A 16,667-nucleotide genomic window follows, 5' to 3' on the forward strand; every position below is an offset into this window, starting at 1 on the left:
GCGGGACGCTACCGGCGCGCGCGGTAGGTGAGGCGCCGCAGCAGCGTCTCGGCGGGCCCGCGGTACCCGGCGCGCTCCGAGGCGACGGCGACGAGCAGCACCACCAGCCAGACCCCGAGGGCGACCAGCGCGGCATCCGCCACGCCGATCCGCGCCCCGAGGCCGAGCGTCCACGCGGGCAGCAGGGCCGCGAACGCGACCGACTGCGCGAGGTAGCACGACAGCGACCGCCGCCCGCACGCCCCGAGTGCGGACAGGACCGGCCCGGCCCCGCGCAGCGCCAGCAGCCCGAACGCGGCGGCGAGCCCGGCCCCGCCCGCGAACCCGCCGACGGTGTGCAGCGCGGCCCCCAGCACCTGCAGGCCGACGCCCTGCTCGGGCCCGAGCCCCGCCGCGGCGAGCGCGAAGGGCAGTCCCAGCAGCACGGCGAGCGCGACACCGACGACGGCGACGCGCGTCAGGAGCACGCGGTGCGCGGCCGGGTCGTCGAGCAGTCGTCGTCGGCCCGCCCATGCCCCGAGCGCGACCATCCCGAAGACGGCGATCGCCTGGACCAGCAGCCCGTTGAGCCCCCACTCGAACCCGCGGAACGCGAGTGCGCCGAGTGCGTCCGGAACCGCGACGGAGCGGGCGTCGGCGACCTCGTCGGTGATCGGCAGCCCGCTGAGCAGCGACAGCAGTGCCGCGACGACGACGCCGACCCCCGTGATCACGAGCAGGGTGCGGTCCGAGCCCGCCACCAGCGCGGCGGCCAGCGCGACCGCGACCAGGCCGTACGCGCCGACGATGTCGCCGGAGAACAGCAGGACGCCGTGCGTGAACCCGATACCGATCATGACGAGCCCGCGGCGGCGCACCAGCGCCGTGACGGCGTCGACCGGTAGCCCGACGGCCGCGCGGCGCCACGCGAGCTGGGTGACGCCGTAGCCGAACAGGAGCGCGAACAGCGGGTACGCCCGCCCGTCGACCAGCAGCATCTGGGTGAGCACGACGACCCGGTCCGGCGCGTCGAGGTCGCCGGGGTAGGACCGGACGCCCGCGCCCTGGGCGTAGAGGTAGGTGTGGACGTTGGCCAGCGCGATGAGCAGCAGCATCCCACCGCGGGCCAGGTCGGGGGCGGGCGCCCGGTCCGTCGTGGGGGTGGCGCCGGGGTCGGCCGCGGTCGTCATGGGCCCAGCCTCCCAGGTGTGTCCCTGCGCACTTCGGACCCGTGGTGTGCCGCCCGTCGCGGCGCCCGCGGACGTCGAGGGCTAGATTCCCTGCCGTGTCTGCGCCCACCGCACCCGTCAACGTCGTCGTCACCGGAGCCGCCGGACAGATCGGCTACGCGCTGCTCTTCCGCATCGCGTCCGGCCAGCTGCTCGGACCGGACACCCCGGTCCGCCTGCGCCTGCTCGAGATCCCGCAGGGGGTGAAGGCCGCCGAGGGTGTCGCGCTCGAGCTGCAGGACAGCGCGTTCCCGCTGCTCGCGGGCGTCGACATCACCGACGACGCCACGAAGGCGTTCGACGGCGCGAACGTCGGCCTGCTCGTCGGCGCCCGGCCCCGCACCAAGGGCATGGAGCGGGGCGACCTGCTCGAGGCCAACGGCGGGATCTTCGCCCCCCAGGGCCGCGCGATCAACGCCGGTGCCGCCGACGACATCCGCATCCTGGTGGTCGGCAACCCGGCCAACACCAACGCGCTCATCGCCTCCTCGGCCGCACCCGATGTGCCGGCCGAGCGCTTCACCGCGATGACCCGCCTCGACCACAACCGCGCCGTCGGCCAGCTCGCCGCGAAGCTCGAAGTGCCGGTGACCGAGATCCACAAGCTGACGATCTGGGGCAACCACTCGGCCACCCAGTACCCGGACCTCTACAACGCCGAGGTCAACGGCAAGTCCGCCGCCGAGCAGGTCGACGAGGCCTGGCTGCGCGACGAGTTCATCCCGCGCGTGGCCAAGCGCGGCGCCGAGATCATCGAGGTGCGCGGCGGGTCGTCGGTCGCGTCGGCGGCCAACGCGGCCATCGACCACGTCTACGACTGGGTCAACGGCACCCCGGAGGGCGACTGGGTCTCCGCGGCCATCCCGTCCGACGGCTCGTACGGCGTGCCCGAGGGCATCATCTCCAGCTTCCCGGTCACCTCCGAGAACGGCGCCTGGAAGATCGTCCAGGGCCTCGACATCAACGACTTCTCCCGCGAGCGCATCGACGCCAGCGCGAAGGAGCTCGTCGAGGAGCGCGACGCCGTGAAGGCCCTCGGCCTGCTGTAGTCACCACCCCCGTCCGACCCGACCGGCCCCCGACCTCGACAGGTCGGGGGCCGTCCGGTAGGAATGACCTGTGCCCGCCTCGCAGATCCTCGTGCGCCGGCGCCACATCGACTTCTCCCTGGTCTGCAGCTGCGCGTGTCCGGGTCCCCGCTGACCCCGACACCCACTCGACCACCAGGAGACACCTCATGTCCGTGGATACCCCTGCACCCGCGATCGGGCGCGACCAGACCCTGAGCGCGATCCTCGACGCCACCGGATCCGCGCTCGCCGACGACCCCGACCGCGCCGCGGCCCTGTTCCGGGCCACCGGCACCGGCGGCGACGGCGTGCGGGCCGAGATCCGCATCGGCCGCCACAGCGTCCTCGTCGACGAGCCGCCGGCCCTCGGCGGCGCCGACGACGCCCCGAACCCGGTGGAGAACGCCCTGGCCGGGCTCCTGTCCTGCCAGGTCGTCACCTACCGGTTCTGGGCGGTGAAGCTGGGCATCCCGCTCGACGACATCGCCGTCGACGTCGAGGGCGATCTCGACGTCCGCGGCTTCTTCGGGCTCGACGACGCCGTGCGTCCCGGGTTCGGAGAGGTGCGCGTGAAGGTCACGCTGTCCGGGCCGGCGGAGCCGGAGCGCTACCGCGAGCTCGCGGCCGCCGTCGACGCCCACTGCCCGGTGCTCGACCTCTTCCGCAACACGACTCCCGTCACCACCGAGCTCGTGACGGTCTAGCCGACCTGCACGATCGCGAACGACTCCGGTGGCAGGGTCAGGGCCCCGTCCTGACCCTGCACCGGCTCGCTGGCCAGCAGGATCCGGCCGACGGGGGCGTTCAGGGCGAGGGTGACGACGTCGGGCCCGAGGTTGCAGGCCACGCGCAGCCGCCCGCGGTGCAGCACGACGGTGCGGGCGGATTCGTCGATGTCGACGTCCACCTCGTCGAGCCACGGGTCCGACAGCTCGGCCCACTCCTTGCGCAGTGCGATGAGCCGGCGGTGCACCTGGAGCAGGGTGCCGTGCGGCTCGGCGAGCTGCTCGTCCCAGTCGAGCTTCGAGTTCTCGAAGGTGCTCTCGGCGTTCGGGTCCGGCACCTCGACCTCGCCCCAGCCGTGCTCGGCGAACTCCGCGGTGCGGCCCTTCCGGACGGCCTCACGCAGCGCGGGGTCGGGGAAGTGGGAGAAGAACTGCCACGGCGTACGTGCGCCCCACTCCTCGCCCATGAACAGCATCGGGGTGAACGGCGAGCCGAACAGCAGCGCGGCACCGCAGGCGAGCAGCCCGGGCGACAGCGTCTCGGTGAGGCGGTCGCCGGTGGCGCGGTTGCCGATCTGGTCGTGGTTCTGCAGGTAGGCCAGGAACCGGTGGCCCGGGACGCGCCGGGTGTCGACGGGCGCGCCGTGCAGGCGCTGCCGGAAGCTCGACCAGGTGCCCTCGTGCAGGAACGCCCGCGTGAACACGTGCGCGAGCCCGGTGAGCCCTGCGGTGGCGAAGTCGGCGTAGTAGCCCTGGCCCTCGCCGGTCAGCGCGGAGTGCAGCGTGTGGTGGATGTCGTCGCACCACTGCGCGTGCAGGCCGTAGCCACCGCCCTCGCGCGCCGTCACCAGCTTCGCGTCGTTGAGGTCGGACTCCGCGATCAGCGACAGCGGCCGTCCGACGTGCGTCGAGAGCGCCTCGACCTCGATCGCGAGCTGCTCCAGCACATGTGTGGCGCGCTCGTCGTGCAGCGCGTGCACGGCGTCGAGTCGCAGGCCGTCGACGTGGAAGTCGCGCAGCCACATCAGCGCGTTCTCGATGACGAAGCGGCGGACGGGCTCGGAGTGCGCCTTGTCCAGGTTGACCGACGGGCCCCAGATGTTGCTGCCGGAGAAGTACGGCGCGAACCGGTCGAGGTAGGCGCCCGACGGGCCGAGGTGGTTGTAGACGACGTCGAGCACGACGCCCATCCCGCGCACGTGGCAGGCGTCGACGAAGCGCTTGAACGCGTCGGGGCCGCCGTAGTTCTCGGTGACCGCGTACCAGCCGACGCCGTCGTAGCCCCAGTTGCGCGGCCCGTCGACGGCGTTGACCGGCAGGACCTCCACCATGTCGATGCCGAGCCCGGCGAGGTGGTCGAGCTTGCCGATCGCGGAGTCGAACGTGCCGGCCGGGGTGAACGTGCCGATGTGCAGTTCGTAGAGGACGCTGCCCGGCAGCGCGCGGCCGGTCCACATCCGGTCCTGCCAGCGGTACCCGCCGTCGTCGTAGACCCGCGACGCGCCGTGCACCCCGGTCGGCTGCCACCGCGAGCGCGGGTCGGGCAGCGGGGTCTCGTCGTCGTCGACGAGGAACGCGTACGCGGTGCCGGGACCCGCCGAGTCGACGGCGGCGCGCCACCAGCCCGACCCGTCCCGGCTCATCGGGTGGGTGGTCCCGTCGACGAGCACGCGTACCTGGTTGCGGTGCGGGGCCCACACCTCGAAGTCGGTCACGGGGCTGAATCCTTCCAGGCGGCCTCCGGCGACGCACGACGTGCCACGAGCGCCACTGCGGGTCGGCGACACCCCGTCATCCCGGAGTCGGGCACGTGCCTCCTGTTGTTCACCCATACGATGCCCGGGGAGTCTGGCACCGGGAGGATGCATGGCGGGACACCGACGCGGGCAGCGCGACGACGCCGGGGTGCGCAGCGACCACCAGTGGCGTCCGCTCGCGCCGTCGCTGCCCCGGGCGCTGGTGTTCACCGCTCTCGTCCTCGGGGTCCTCAGCATCGGACTGCCCAACATCGCCCCGGACGTCGAGTTCATGTCGGCACCGGGGTCCCCGGTCCGGCAGTTCTTCGGCGTCTCGGAGGAGATGAACCTCCCGACGTTCTTCAGCGTGATGACGTCACTCGCCGCAGCGGGTGTCCTCGGGCTGGCCGGTGTGCTGGCCGGGGGCCGGTTGCGCACGCCGTTCCTGATCACGGCCGGGCTGCTGGTCCTGCTCGGGTTCGACGACTTCGCGGCACTGCACGAGCACCTCAGGGCACTGGGCGACCTCATGGCCGAGGGCGACCTGGGCGCGTTCGAGTACGCCTGGGTGCTGCCGGGCGCCGTCATCGGGGCGGGGGTGGTGTGGGCGTTCCGGCGACTCGCCACGCGGCTGCGCGGAACGCCACGGCGCGACCTGCTGCTCGGCATCGCGGTGTTCTTCGTCGCCGCGCTGGGCCTCGAGACCGTCAACGGGTTCCTCGACCGCCCCGGCCTCGACGGGATGCCGCTGCAGATCGGCACGCACGTCGAGGAGATCACCGAGGACCTCGGCATGATCCTCGTGCTGCGCGGGGCACTGGCGTTGCTGCAGGTCAGCCGGTCCCGCGGCGGGGTCGCGCTGCGCGTGGCCGACCGCGGCCTGGTGGCCGGCGGGCCACCCGCCGACGACGACCGGGTCGTCCCGGAGCCGTCCGTCCGCCTCGTCGAGATCGACGCCGTGGCCGTCACCGACCGGATACCCGTGGTGTCGGCCCGCCCCTGAACCGCCGGGACGGGCCGGTCCGGCCGTGTGCGGTCAGGCCGGACGCACCAGCAGGGCCACGGGGTACCGCGCGAGCAGCGCCGCCAGGGCGGGCGCGGATCCGTCGACGGGCGTGCCGGTGACGACGTCGTGCCAGTCGCCGGCCGCGTCGGGCAGGGGCAGGACGGTGTCGCCCCAACCGCCGCGCTCCGCGAGCCCGACCGGCAGCCGTGTCGCCACCGCCACCAGCGACGACGAGCGCGCGAACGCCACCGCGTGGGCGGCGGCGCGACCCTGGGCGGGCACCGCGCGGTAGCCGTCGAACACCCCGGGCCGGTCGCGGCGCAGCCGCAGCGCCCGCGCCGTGACCAGCAGCTTCGCCGCCCCCTCGGCGTCGACGTCGGGGAGCAGGCCGTCGTCGAGCCGGGCCAGCAGGTCGCGGCGTACGGCCCAGTCGACCGGGCGGCGGTTGTCCGGGTCGACCAGCGAGTACTCGAACAGTTCGGTGCCCTGGTAGACGTCCGGCGCACCGGGACCGGCGATCTGGAGCAGCTTCTGGCCCAGCGAGTTCGACCGTCCCGGCGCGGAGATGCGCGCGACGAACTCCTCGATCTCGGCGACGAGCGCGGCGTCGCCCAGCACGGCGGCGGGCCACGCGGCGACGGCCTCGTCGACCTCGGCGACCGCCTCGACGTGGCTGGTGACGAGCTTCGCCTCCTTCGACGCCTTGCCCAGGTACGACGCCATCCGCTCGACCGAGATGGGCCAGGCGCCGATCAGGTTCTGCCAGGCCAGCAGGTCGAGCGAGGGGTCGGGCAGCGGGTGCGCGGCCGACCAGCGGCGGAAGCGGTCGGCCCATTCGCCGGGGATCTCGGCGAGCACGGCCAGCCGGGCGCGCACGTCCTCGGACCGCTTCGCGTCGTGCGTGGACAGGGTGGTCATCGTCGACGGCCAGGACGCCTCGCGGACGGCGAGCGCGGTGTGGAACTCGCCGGGGGAGACCCCGAACCGCGACGGGTCGCCGCCGACCTCGTTGAGGGCGACGAACCGGTTCCAGCGGTAGAACGCGGTGTCCTCGACGCCCTTCGCCATGACCATCCCGGACGTCTGCTGCACGCGGGTGGCCAGCTCACCGCCGGGCTCGGCGAGCATCGCGGTGCGGATCGCGTCGAGGACGTCGGCGAGGTCGGGGCGGTGGGTGCGGGCGACGGAGACGGCCGTGTCGAGGGAGTCGCGGCCCTCGGGCAGGTAGGAGCGGTAGACCGGGAAGCCGCACAGCAGCTCGGCGACGGCGTCGCGGGTGCGGTCGGTGTCACCGGTCACGAGCCCGGCGATCCGGCGCACCTCGGCGGCCAGGATCGTGCCCGCCACCTCGCGACGGGCGTCGTGCTCGGCCCCGTGCAGGCTCTGCTTGCCCCCGGTGTGCTCGGCGGCGAGCTGGGTGAGCAGGCCGGCGCCGTCGGGGTCGACGAACACACCCTGGACCTCGCGCAGCGCCTCGTACCCCGACGTCCCGTCCACCGGCCACGACGGCGGCAGGTCCTCGCCGACGCCGAGGATCTTCTCGACGAGCAGCCAGCGGTCCGGCCCGATCGCCGTGCGCAGGCGGCGCATGTAGGCGCCGGGGTCGGACAGGCCGTCCGGGTGGTCGACGCGGATGCCGTCGACGTCGCCCGCGTCGACCCAGCGCAGCACCTCGCGGTGGGTCTTCTCGAAGATCTCCGGGATCTCGACGCGCACCGCGGCGAGCGTGGAGACGTCGAAGAAGCGGCGGTAGGTCAGCTCGCCCGCGCCGCGCTTCCAGTTCACGAGGCGGTAGTGCTGCCGCTCGTGCACCTCCTGCGGGGTGCCCTCGCCCGTGCCGGGGGCGATGGGGAAGGCGTGCTCGTAGTAGTGCAGCTCGTCGCCGTCGACGGATAGGTCGTCGAGCGAGTCGTCGCCGAGGATCGGGAGCAGGATCGGGCCCGCCGCCCAGTCGACGTCGAACGTGGCAGCGTGCTCGGAGTCGCGGCCCAGGCGCAACACGTCCCACCACCACGGGTTGGCCTTCGGCACGTCCACGCCCACGTGGTTGGGCACGATGTCGAGGACGAAGCCGAGCCCGTGCTCCCGGACGGCGTCGACGAGGCGACGACGCCCCTCCTCACCACCGCGCTCGGCGGACACGCGGGTCGGGTCGACGACGTCGTAGCCATGGTTGGAGCCCGCCCCGGACTCCAGGAGCGGGGACGCGTAGAGCGCGCCGATCCCGAGGGCGTCGAGGTAGGGGAGCAGGCCGACGGCGTCGTCGAAGGTGGTGTCCTTCGAGAACTGCAGCCGGTAGGTGGACGACGGGGCCGCGGTTCTCCGAGCATCTGGCACGCGGAGAACCTAGCCGACGGCCCCGTCGTCGGCCGGGTCGGCGAGGGTGATCCGGCCCTCGGTGATCAGGGTCCCTCGGTGCGCTGGAACACCACGAGCGACCGGGCGGTGACGGTGTAGGTGGCACCGGCCCCGACGGTGTCGGGGTCGGCCGCGGCCATGCCGGGGGCCGTGGCGAGTGTGGTGACCACACCGGAGGTGGTGTCGACGACCACGGCCCACCGCGAGCCGTAGTCGGACCCGGGCAGCACGACGTCGATGTCCTCGTGGTGCGCGTTCAGCGCGATGACGAAGGAGTCGTCGACGACCCGCTCCCCGCGTGCGTCGACGTCGAAGATGCCGTCGCCGTTGAGGAACACCGTGACGCACTTGCCGAAGCCGGAGTCCCAGTCGCCCTCGGTCATCTCCTCGCCGCTCGGGGTGAACCAGGCGATGTCCGGCAGCGCCTCGGCCGGGTCGGAGCGGCGGCGCGGCGCGATCGGTCGGCCGGCGAAGAACCGGCGCCGCCGGAACACCGGGTGCGCGTGGCGCAGTGCGACCATGCCCGCGGTGAACCCGATCAGCGGGGCGTTCTTTCCTGCCAGCGACCAGTCGACCCAGGCGATCTCGCTGTCCTGGCAGTAGACGTTGTTGTTCCCGTTCTGCGTGCGGCCCAGCTCGTCGCCGTGCAGCAGCATCGGCACGCCCTGGCTGATCAGCATCGTGGCGATGATGTTGCGCTGCTGCCGCGCCCGCAGCTCGAGCACGCCCTGGTCGTCGGTGGGGCCCTCGACGCCGCAGTTCCAGGACCGGTTGTGGCTCTCGCCGTCGTTGTTGTCCTCGCCGTTGGCCTCGTTGTGCTTGTCGTTGTAGGACACGAGGTCGTTGAGCGTGAAGCCGTCGTGCGCGGTGACGAAGTTGATCGAGGCGAACGGGCGGCGGCCGTCGTTCTGGTAGAGGTCGGAGCTGCCGGTGAGCCGCTGCGCGAACTCGCCGAGCGTGCCGGGCTCGCCGCGCCAGAAGTCGCGGACGGTGTCGCGGTACTTGCCGTTCCACTCCGTCCACAGCGGCGGGAAGTTGCCGACCTGGTAGCCGCCGGGACCGACGTCCCACGGCTCCGCGATGAGCTTGGCCTGGCTGATCACCGGGTCCTGCTGCACGAGGTCGAAGAACACCGACAGGCGGTCGACGTCGTAGAACTCGCGGGCCAGGGTGGACGCGAGATCGAAGCGGAAGCCGTCGACGTGCATCTCGGTGACCCAGTAGCGCAGCGAGTCCATGATCAGCTGCAGCGTGTGCGGGTTGCGGACGTTGAGCGAGTTCCCGGTGCCCGTGTAGTCCATGTAGTAGCGCGGGTCGTCCTCGACGACGCGGTAGTACGCGTGGTTGTCGATGCCGCGCATGGACAGCGTCGGGCCCATGTCGTTGCCCTCGGCGGTGTGGTTGTAGACCACGTCGAGGATCACCTCGATGCCCGCGTCGTGCAGGTCGCGGACCATCGCCTTGAACTCCTGCACCTGGTTGCCCGGGCGGGCGTTGCCCATCGCGTAGGCGTGGTGCGGGGCGAGGAAGGCGACGGTGTTGTAGCCCCAGTAGTTGGAGAGGCCCTTCTCCTGCAGGTGGTGGTCGTTGAGGAACTCGTGCACCGGCATGAGTTCGACGGCCGTGACGCCCAGGTTCTTCAGGTGCTCGATCATCGCCGGGTGCGCGAGCCCCGTGTAGGTGCCGCGCAGGGGCTCGGGGATGTCGGGGTGGGCGATGGTCAGGCCGCGGACGTGCGCCTCGTAGATGACCGACTCGTTGTACGGGATCTTCGGCGGGCGGTCGGAGCCCCAGTCGAAGAACGGGTTCACGACGACGGACTTGGGCACGAACGGCGCCGAGTCGGAGTCGCTGCGGGCCGTGGGGTCGGCGAACGGGTAGCCGAAGACGGACTCGTCCCAGTCGACCGGGCCGTCGAGGGCCTTGGCGTAGGGGTCGATGAGCAGCTTGTTGGGGTTGCACCGCAGCCCCCGCGCCGGGTCGTGCGGCCCGTGCACCCGGAAACCGTAGCGCTGGCCGGGCTCGACCGTGGGCAGGTAACCGTGCCAGACGAAGCCGTCGACCTCGGTGAGCGGGACCTTCTTCTCCTCGCCCGCGTCGTCGAACAGGCACAGCTCGACCCGCTCGGCGACCTCGGAGAACAGGGCGAAGTTCGTGCCCGCTCCGTCGTAGGTGGCACCCAGGGGATAGGCGTGACCCGGCCACGGCCGCATGTGGATCTCTCAATCGGTTGGGGGACGAAGGAGGAAGGTTACCGGGACGGGCCGACGGCCCGCCTCACGCGAGCCGCGCGGGGAACCCTCCGGTGGCGATCGGGCTCCAGCGCGTCGGGGTGATCCGGATCAGCGCCTTGCCCTGGTCGCTCATCGCCTGCCGGTACTCGTCCCAGTCGGAGTGCTCGCCGGAGATCGAGCGGAAGTAGTCGACGAGCGGCTCCACCGCGTCGGGCAGCTCGATCAGCTCGGCGTCGCCGTCGACCTGCACCCATGCGCCGTCGAACTCCTCGGACAGCACCACGACCGAGGCCTTCCCGTGCCGGGCGACGTTGCGCGACTTCGCGCGCTCGGGGTAGGTGGCGACGACGATCCGGCCCTGCGGGTCGACGCCCGCGGTGACGGGGGAGCCCTGCCACGAGCCGTCGGCCCGGGGTGTCATCAGGATCACGTGGTGGCGGGGCCGCAGGAACTCGAGCAGCTCCTCGCGGTCGACGGTCGTGTTCGTCGCGATGGTTCTGGCCATGATCGGGGAGGCTAGTGTGTCCCTCCTATGACCACCGTGTTCACGAAGATCATCGACGGCGACCTGCCCGGCCGCTTCGTCTGGGCCGACGACCTCGCCGTGGGCTTCCTCTCGATCAATCCACTCGCCCCCGGGCACACGCTGGTCGTGCCGCGGGCCGAGGTCGACCACTGGGTCGACGCCGACGCGGGCCTGCTCGGGCACCTCACGTCGGTGGCCCACGCGATCGGCGAGGCCGTGCGCACGGTCTACGCCCCGCCGCGCGTCGGGCTGCTGGTCGCCGGGTTCGAGGTGCCGCACCTGCACCTGCACGTCTTCCCGGCCGCCGACATGGCGGCGTTCGACTTCGCGAACGCCGCCGCGACCGTCGACGCCGCCGAGCAGGACGGCCACCGCGACGCCCTGCGCGCCGCCCTGCGCGACGCGGGCCACGGCGCCCACGTGCCGGCCTGACGGTGCAGCTGGTACTGGTCCGCCACGCCCTGCCCGAGCGCGTCGACGGCGGCGGGGGCGGTGTCGCCGACCCGCCGCTCACCGCGCGGGGCGAGCAGCAGTCCCAGCGCGTCGTCGACGCCGTCGGGAAGGAGGTGGAGGCGCTCTACTCCAGCCCGATGGCCCGGGCCCGGGCCACCGCCGCGCCGCTGGCCACCGCGCTGGGGGTCGAGCCGGTGATCGTCGAGGACCTGCGCGAGTACGACTCCGATTCCGCGCACTACGTCCCGGTGCACGAGATGCCGGTCGTCGACCCGGCCGGCTGGCAGCGGATCGTCGACGGGCTGCTGCCCGAGGGCGTCGACGTGACGGCGTTCACCGCCCGGGTCGTCGCCGCGCTGGAGCGGATCATCGCCGAGCACCCGGGCCGCGGCACGGTCGTGGTCGTCGCGCACGCCGGCGTCGTCAACTGCTGGCTGGCACACCTGCTCGGGATCGACCGGCCGCTCGCGTTCCCGCTCGACTACACCGGGATCAGTCGCGTGCTCGCCGTCCGTGACGGGCGCAGGCTGGTGCGGACGGTCAACGAGATCGCGCACGTCGCCGACCTGCTCTCCCCGACCGCGGGCAGCGACTGACCCGGTTGGGGGTGCCGCAGCGCGCACGGTTGCCTACTCTCGGTCCGGGGGGATCCGATGACGGACAGGACGCTGCGGCAGGTCTTCGCGGTGCGGGAGTACCGCACGGTGTGGCTGGCGGACCTGCTCTCGGTGGCGGGTGACCAGCTCGCGCGGGTGGCACTGGCCGTGCTCGTCTACGGACGCACCGGGTCGGCGGCGTGGGCCGCCGCCACCTACGCGCTCACGTTCCTGCCCGCGATCGTCGGCGGCGTGCTCCTCTCCGGGCTCGCCGACCTGTTCCCGCGCCGCGAGGTCCTCGCCGTCACCGACCTCGCGCGGGCCGCGTTGGTCGGGGTGATGGCGATCCCGCAGATCCCGCTGCCGGTGCTGTGCGGCCTGCTCGTCGTCGTCGTGCTGCTGGGCGCCCCGCACACGGCGGCCCGCGGCGCGCTGCTGCCCGACCTGCTGCCCGGTGACCTCTACGAGCGCGGACTCGCCGTCGCACAGATCACCGGGCAGACCGCGCAGGTCGTCGGGTTCGCCGCCGGGGGTCTGCTCGTCGCGGCGGTCAGCCCGTCGTCGGCGCTGGCACTGAACGCGGTGACCTTCCTGGTCGCGGGCGTGCTGTTCCGGTTCGGGCTCGCGCGACGGCCCCGCGCGGACGCCACGTCGCGCGACGGAGCCAGGGACCTGCTCGCCGGGGTCACCGACATCGTCGCCGACCCGCGGCGGCGCGCGCTGGTCCTGCTCGTCTGGATGGTCGGCCTCTACGTCGTGCCCGAGGCGCTGGCCGCCCCGTACGCCGCGCAGATCGGGGCCGGCCCCGCCGTCGTCGGGTTCCTGATGGCCGCCGACCCGCTGGGCAGCGTGCTCGGGGCGTGGCTGTTCGTGCGGTTCGTCTCGCCGGCGCGGCGGGCGCGCCTGATCGGCGCGCTCGCCGTCGCCGCCGGCGTCCCCCTGCTGTTCGTGGCGCTCGTCCCCGGGGTCCCGGTCGCGCTCCTGCTGTTCGGCGTGTCCGGGATGGCGTCGACCGCGTACGTCATGCAGGCCCAGGCGTCGTTCGTCCGGGCCACCCCGACCGCGATCCGCGGCCGCGCCATCGGCGTCGCCGCGTCCGGCATCGTCGCGGGTCAGGGTGTCGCGGTGTTGGCCGGCGGGGTGCTCGCCGACCTCTGGACCCCGTCCACGGCCATCGCCGTGTGCGGGGCCGCGGGTGTGGTCGTGGCGCTCGGCGGGGCGCTCGCGTGGCGGTCCGCATCGGCGGCCGACCACGTCGGGCGACCCCAGCCCGCCGTCGCCTGATGGTGTCAGTTCCAGTCCTTGCCCATGGCTGGTCCTTTCGGGTTGTGGGGTGTGGGGTGGTGGTGTCAGTTCCAGTCCTTGCCCATGGCTGGTCCTTTCGGGTTGTGGGGTGTGGGGTGGTGGTGTCAGTTCCAGTCCTTGCCCATGGCTGGTCCTTTCGGGTTGTGGGGTGTGGGGTGGTGGTGTCAGTTCCAGTCCTTGCCCATGGCTGGTCCTTTCGGGTTGTGGGGTGTGGGGTGGTGGTGTCAGTTCCAGTCCTTGCCCATGGCTGGTCCTTTCGGGTTGTGGGGTGTGGGGTGGCGGTCTCAGTTCCAGTCCTTGCCCATTTCCTCTCCTTTCCCGTTGATCCGCGAGAATCGGTGAAGAGCGGTCTCAGTTCCAGTCCTTGCCGGTCACGGGCGTCTCCTTTCCTGGTCGGATCGACGCCGATCGCCGATCGTGCTCCCGGTCGCGCCGTGTGCGGTGATCCGCTGCGGCCGGGGTGCGGTGCCGGGTCCGCCGTCGCCGGCGGACGGGATCAGGGTCGCCGACCGGACGGCCGCATCGACCCCGTCCGCGAGCAAGGACTGCATATGGACGACGTTGTTGGGCCGTTCGGTCTAGCCACTGGAGCGTCGGTTTGGAGTGAACGGAACCTGTCCGCGCATCGGTGCGGTCGGGGATGACGCCGCTCCCGCACTCGGCTAGCGTCGGGACCGCACGCCGAGTCGATCTAGGAGACCGATGAGTCCTGGCCGCAGCACCGGGCGCCGGGCGCCCGGACCCGGGCTGCCGGCAATCATCGCGCGATGGCCCATCTGGAATCTGCCCGTGCGATTGTCGGCGGCGATCCTGACGGTCGAGTTCACGGCGATCTCCCTCGTCGTCGTTTTCGCGGCGGGCAGTTCCGCACCCGACGGACGCACGGTGCGCGACGTTCTGCTGATCATCGGCTTCGGCGTGCTGCACACCGAGATCGCGCGCGGCGTGGAACAGATCCGGCGCCGGGTCAACGGCGAGGTGCACGTCAACCTCGGCTCGGTATGGTTCTTCGCGGCCATCGTGCTGCTCCCGCCGATCTACGCGGTCCTCTGCACGTTCGTGATCCACCTGCACCTGTGGCTGAGGTCGGCGCGGCCACGCAACCCGGTCTTCAAGCACCTGTTCAGCTCGGCCACGATGGTGCTGACCAGCCTGGCGACGTCCGGGGTCATGGCCGCAGTCACGGCGGGCGGCACCGGTGACCGCTGGGACCTCCACGTGCTGGCTCTGGGCGTGCTGGTCTTCCTCACCGTCAACACGGCTCTCGTGGCGGGCGTGATCGCGGTGAACTCCCCGCAGTCCGACGTCGCCTCGATCGTGGGGGAGTGGGACGAGAACCTCCTCGAGGTCGCCACGCTCTGCCTCGGCGCGCTCACGGCGGCCGTGCTGGTGGTCAACCCGTGGCTGGTCGTGTTCGTGTTCCCGCCGCTGCTGGTGCTGCACCGGGCGGTGCTCGTGCGTCACCTCGAGGTCGCGGCCAGCACCGACGGCAAGACGGGCCTGCTCAACGCCGCCGCCTGGCACACCCGGGCCGAGCGGGAGCTGCGCCGGGCCGAGCGCCGGTCCGGGCCGCGGGCCGTGCTGGTCATCGACCTCGACCACTTCAAGGACGTCAACGACACCCACGGCCACCTCGCGGGCGACCGCGTCCTCGCCGCCGTCGCCGACACCCTGCGCGCCGAGGTGCGCGACCGCGACCTGGTCGGTCGCTTCGGCGGTGAGGAGTTCGTCGTGTTGCTGGGCGCACTCGGCGACCCCGGCACGGGCAGCGGCGAGATGCAGGTCGTCGCCGAACGGATCCGGGTCCGCATCTCCGAGCTGCGCGTCGAGATGCCCACCGCCGACGGGCCGCTCACCGTCGCCGGTCTCAGCGCGTCGGTCGGCTGCTCCCTCTACCCCGACGACGGCCACGATCTGCGCGAGCTGCTGCAGGTGGCCGACACCGCGCTCTACGCGGCCAAGCGCGCCGGGCGCAACGTCGTACGCATGGGCGTCCGGCAGACGGCCCCGCAGCCCTGTGCCGCGGAGGAGCCCGCGTCCGGTCACCGTTACGGAGTGTGACTCCGACGGGCAGGTGTTCCACCCCGTCGTGCGACTCCAGCCACCCTGACACGGGGTGCCCCGCTCACTAGCCTTCGATGCGTGGACGAGCCGTCACCCGCACCGGGATCCCGCACCCTGTGGGGTCTGGGCGCCGGTCTCGTGACCCTCGCGCTGTCCGTGGAGCTGGCCGCGATCACCGTCGCGGGCGTCGGGATCGCGGCCCTGCCGTCGGGCGGTGGGCCGCTGCTGCTGGCACTGGGGCTGACGGCGCTGAGCGTCGTGCACACCGAGCTGGCCACCGGGATCGAGCGGGTCCGGCGCCGGGCGGCGGAGAACTCGTACTTCGACCTCAGCTCCGTCTGGACCTTCGCCGCCGCGCTGTTGCTCCCGCCCGGGCTCGCCGCAACCGTCGTGGTGCTCGTCTACCTGCACCTGTGGCACCGCGTGTGGGCCCCCGCCGGCATCCCGCTCTACCGCCACCTCTACACGACCGCGACGGTGCTGCTGGCCGCGCGCGCGGCCCACGAGGTCGTCGCGCTGGCGGGCGGGCTGCCCGCCGACCCCACCCGGCCGGCCGTCGTCGTCGCGGTGGGGCTGGCCGTCGTGTCCTACGTGCTCGTCAACACCGTCCTGGTCGGGGCGGCGATCGCGCTGACCGGACCGCGGGTCGCGCTGCGCGACGTCCTCGGGCGCTGGGACGACAACGCGCTGGAGGTCGCCACCCTGTGCATGGGTGCGCTGGCCGCCGTGGCGCTCGCGTCGACGCCCGGCCTGGTCGCGCTGGTCCTCCCGCCGATCCTCGTGCTGCACCGCGCGGTGCTCGTACGCCAGTTGGAGCAGGACGCGAGCACCGACGCCAAGACCGGCCTGCTCAACGTCGCCGCCTGGCGGGCCGAGGCCCTGCGCGCCGTCCGGCGGGCGCACCACTCGGGCACCGGAGCGGGTGTCCTGATGCTCGACCTCGACCACTTCAAGGTCGTCAACGACACCCACGGGCACCTCGCGGGCGACGACGTGCTCGCCGCGGTGGCCGCGGAGCTGCGCGCGGGCGTGCGGGAGCAGGACCTCGTCGGCCGCTTCGGTGGCGAGGAGTTCGTGGTGCTGCTGCCCGACCTTCCGCCGGGCGGCACCGGACGCACCGAGCTGTGGGAGATCGCCGAACGGCTGCGCCACCGGGTGTCCGGGCTCGACGTGGGGGTCGCCACATCCGGCGGCGTGGGCGTCGTCACCGGGCTGTCGGTCTCGGTCGGCGGCGCGACCGTCCCCACCGACGGCACCACGCTGGACCAGGTGCTCAGGGCCGCCGACGCCTCGCTCTACGCGGCGAAGGACGCGGGTCGCAACCTCGTCCGGATCGCCACCGACGGCCACGTGCCGTCCCCGCGCCGCCCCACGGCGTGACGGCGC

General features: G+C 72.8%; 13 protein-coding genes. 8 read left to right on the top strand and 5 right to left on the bottom strand.

Annotated features, from left to right (window positions below):
• Positions 1-8: 8 nt before the first annotated feature.
• A complete protein-coding gene (locus tag I4I81_RS04345) occupies positions 9-1,169 on the bottom strand; it encodes a DUF418 domain-containing protein (protein WP_218615831.1) in 1,161 nt (386 codons plus the stop codon).
• A gap of 95 nt (positions 1,170-1,264) precedes the next feature.
• Between I4I81_RS04345 and I4I81_RS04350 the strand changes: the two genes are divergently transcribed.
• On the top strand, positions 1,265-2,257 hold the full coding sequence (locus I4I81_RS04350) for a malate dehydrogenase (protein WP_218601859.1): 993 nt from the start codon (positions 1,265-1,267) through the stop codon (positions 2,255-2,257).
• 188 nt (positions 2,258-2,445) lie between these two features.
• On the top strand, positions 2,446-2,982 hold the full coding sequence (locus I4I81_RS04355) for an OsmC family protein (protein WP_218601860.1): 537 nt from the start codon (positions 2,446-2,448) through the stop codon (positions 2,980-2,982).
• On the opposite strand, the gene treZ is transcribed toward I4I81_RS04355, so the two are convergent.
• Entirely contained in the window at positions 2,979-4,718 is a 1,740-nt protein-coding gene (treZ, locus tag I4I81_RS04360; RefSeq protein ID WP_226363743.1) for a malto-oligosyltrehalose trehalohydrolase, read from the bottom strand. The genes I4I81_RS04355 and treZ overlap by 4 nt on opposite strands.
• A 151-nt stretch (positions 4,719-4,869) precedes the next feature.
• On the opposite strand from treZ, the gene I4I81_RS04365 reads away from it, so the two are divergent.
• Positions 4,870-5,742 (top strand): DUF8692 domain-containing protein, encoded by an 873-nt coding sequence (locus tag I4I81_RS04365; RefSeq protein ID WP_218601862.1) that lies wholly within the window; start codon positions 4,870-4,872, stop codon positions 5,740-5,742.
• 33 nt (positions 5,743-5,775) lie between these two features.
• On the opposite strand, the gene treY is transcribed toward I4I81_RS04365, so the two are convergent.
• The 3 genes from treY to I4I81_RS04380 all read right to left on the bottom strand — a co-directional run bounded on the left by treY (position 5,776) and on the right by I4I81_RS04380 (position 10,842).
• On the bottom strand, positions 5,776-8,082 hold the full coding sequence (treY, locus tag I4I81_RS04370) for a malto-oligosyltrehalose synthase (RefSeq protein WP_218601863.1): 2,307 nt from the start codon (positions 8,080-8,082) through the stop codon (positions 5,776-5,778).
• Between the two features lie 65 nt (positions 8,083-8,147).
• Positions 8,148-10,316, bottom strand: a complete 2,169-nt coding sequence (gene glgX, locus I4I81_RS04375; protein WP_218601864.1) for a glycogen debranching protein GlgX — start codon at positions 10,314-10,316, stop codon at positions 8,148-8,150.
• Between the two features lie 64 nt (positions 10,317-10,380).
• Entirely contained in the window at positions 10,381-10,842 is a 462-nt protein-coding gene (locus tag I4I81_RS04380; RefSeq protein WP_218601865.1) for a PPOX class F420-dependent oxidoreductase, read from the bottom strand.
• A 27-nt stretch (positions 10,843-10,869) separates the two neighbouring features.
• Here I4I81_RS04380 and I4I81_RS04385 point away from each other — a divergent pair, with 27 nt between their 5' ends.
• From I4I81_RS04385 to I4I81_RS04405, 5 genes are all read left to right on the top strand, one after another.
• Complete coding sequence (locus I4I81_RS04385) at positions 10,870-11,295, top strand: HIT family protein (protein WP_218601866.1); 426 nt, start codon at positions 10,870-10,872, stop codon at positions 11,293-11,295.
• Between the two features lie 2 nt (positions 11,296-11,297).
• Positions 11,298-11,912, top strand: a complete 615-nt coding sequence (locus tag I4I81_RS04390; RefSeq protein ID WP_218601867.1) for a histidine phosphatase family protein — start codon at positions 11,298-11,300, stop codon at positions 11,910-11,912.
• 57 nt (positions 11,913-11,969) lie between these two features.
• Complete coding sequence (locus I4I81_RS04395; protein ID WP_218601868.1) at positions 11,970-13,196, top strand: MFS transporter; 1,227 nt, start codon at positions 11,970-11,972, stop codon at positions 13,194-13,196.
• 810 nt (positions 13,197-14,006) lie between these two features.
• The gene (locus I4I81_RS04400) at positions 14,007-15,278 is read left to right on the top strand and encodes a GGDEF domain-containing protein (protein ID WP_218601869.1); all 1,272 of its coding nucleotides are present in this window, start codon (positions 14,007-14,009) and stop codon (positions 15,276-15,278) included.
• An 81-nt stretch (positions 15,279-15,359) separates the two neighbouring features.
• Positions 15,360-16,661, top strand: a complete 1,302-nt coding sequence (locus I4I81_RS04405) for a GGDEF domain-containing protein (RefSeq protein WP_218601870.1) — start codon at positions 15,360-15,362, stop codon at positions 16,659-16,661.
• The last annotated feature ends 6 nt before the right edge of the window (positions 16,662-16,667 follow it).

Source organism: Pseudonocardia abyssalis (genome assembly GCF_019263705.2).
GTDB lineage: Bacteria > Actinomycetota > Actinomycetes > Mycobacteriales > Pseudonocardiaceae > Pseudonocardia > Pseudonocardia abyssalis.

Coding starts and splice junctions, on each gene's coding strand:
- I4I81_RS04345 (WP_218615831.1), bottom strand. CDS start 1,169: ATGACGACCGCGGCCGACCCCGGCGCCACCCCCACGACGGACCGGGCG.
- I4I81_RS04365 (WP_218601862.1), top strand. CDS start 4,870: ATGGCGGGACACCGACGCGGGCAGCGCGACGACGCCGGGGTGCGCAGC.
- I4I81_RS04395 (WP_218601868.1), top strand. CDS start 11,970: ATGACGGACAGGACGCTGCGGCAGGTCTTCGCGGTGCGGGAGTACCGC.
- I4I81_RS04355 (WP_218601860.1), top strand. CDS start 2,446: ATGTCCGTGGATACCCCTGCACCCGCGATCGGGCGCGACCAGACCCTG.
- I4I81_RS04380 (WP_218601865.1), bottom strand. CDS start 10,842: ATGGCCAGAACCATCGCGACGAACACGACCGTCGACCGCGAGGAGCTG.
- I4I81_RS04385 (WP_218601866.1), top strand. CDS start 10,870: ATGACCACCGTGTTCACGAAGATCATCGACGGCGACCTGCCCGGCCGC.
- glgX (WP_218601864.1), bottom strand. CDS start 10,316: ATGCGGCCGTGGCCGGGTCACGCCTATCCCCTGGGTGCCACCTACGAC.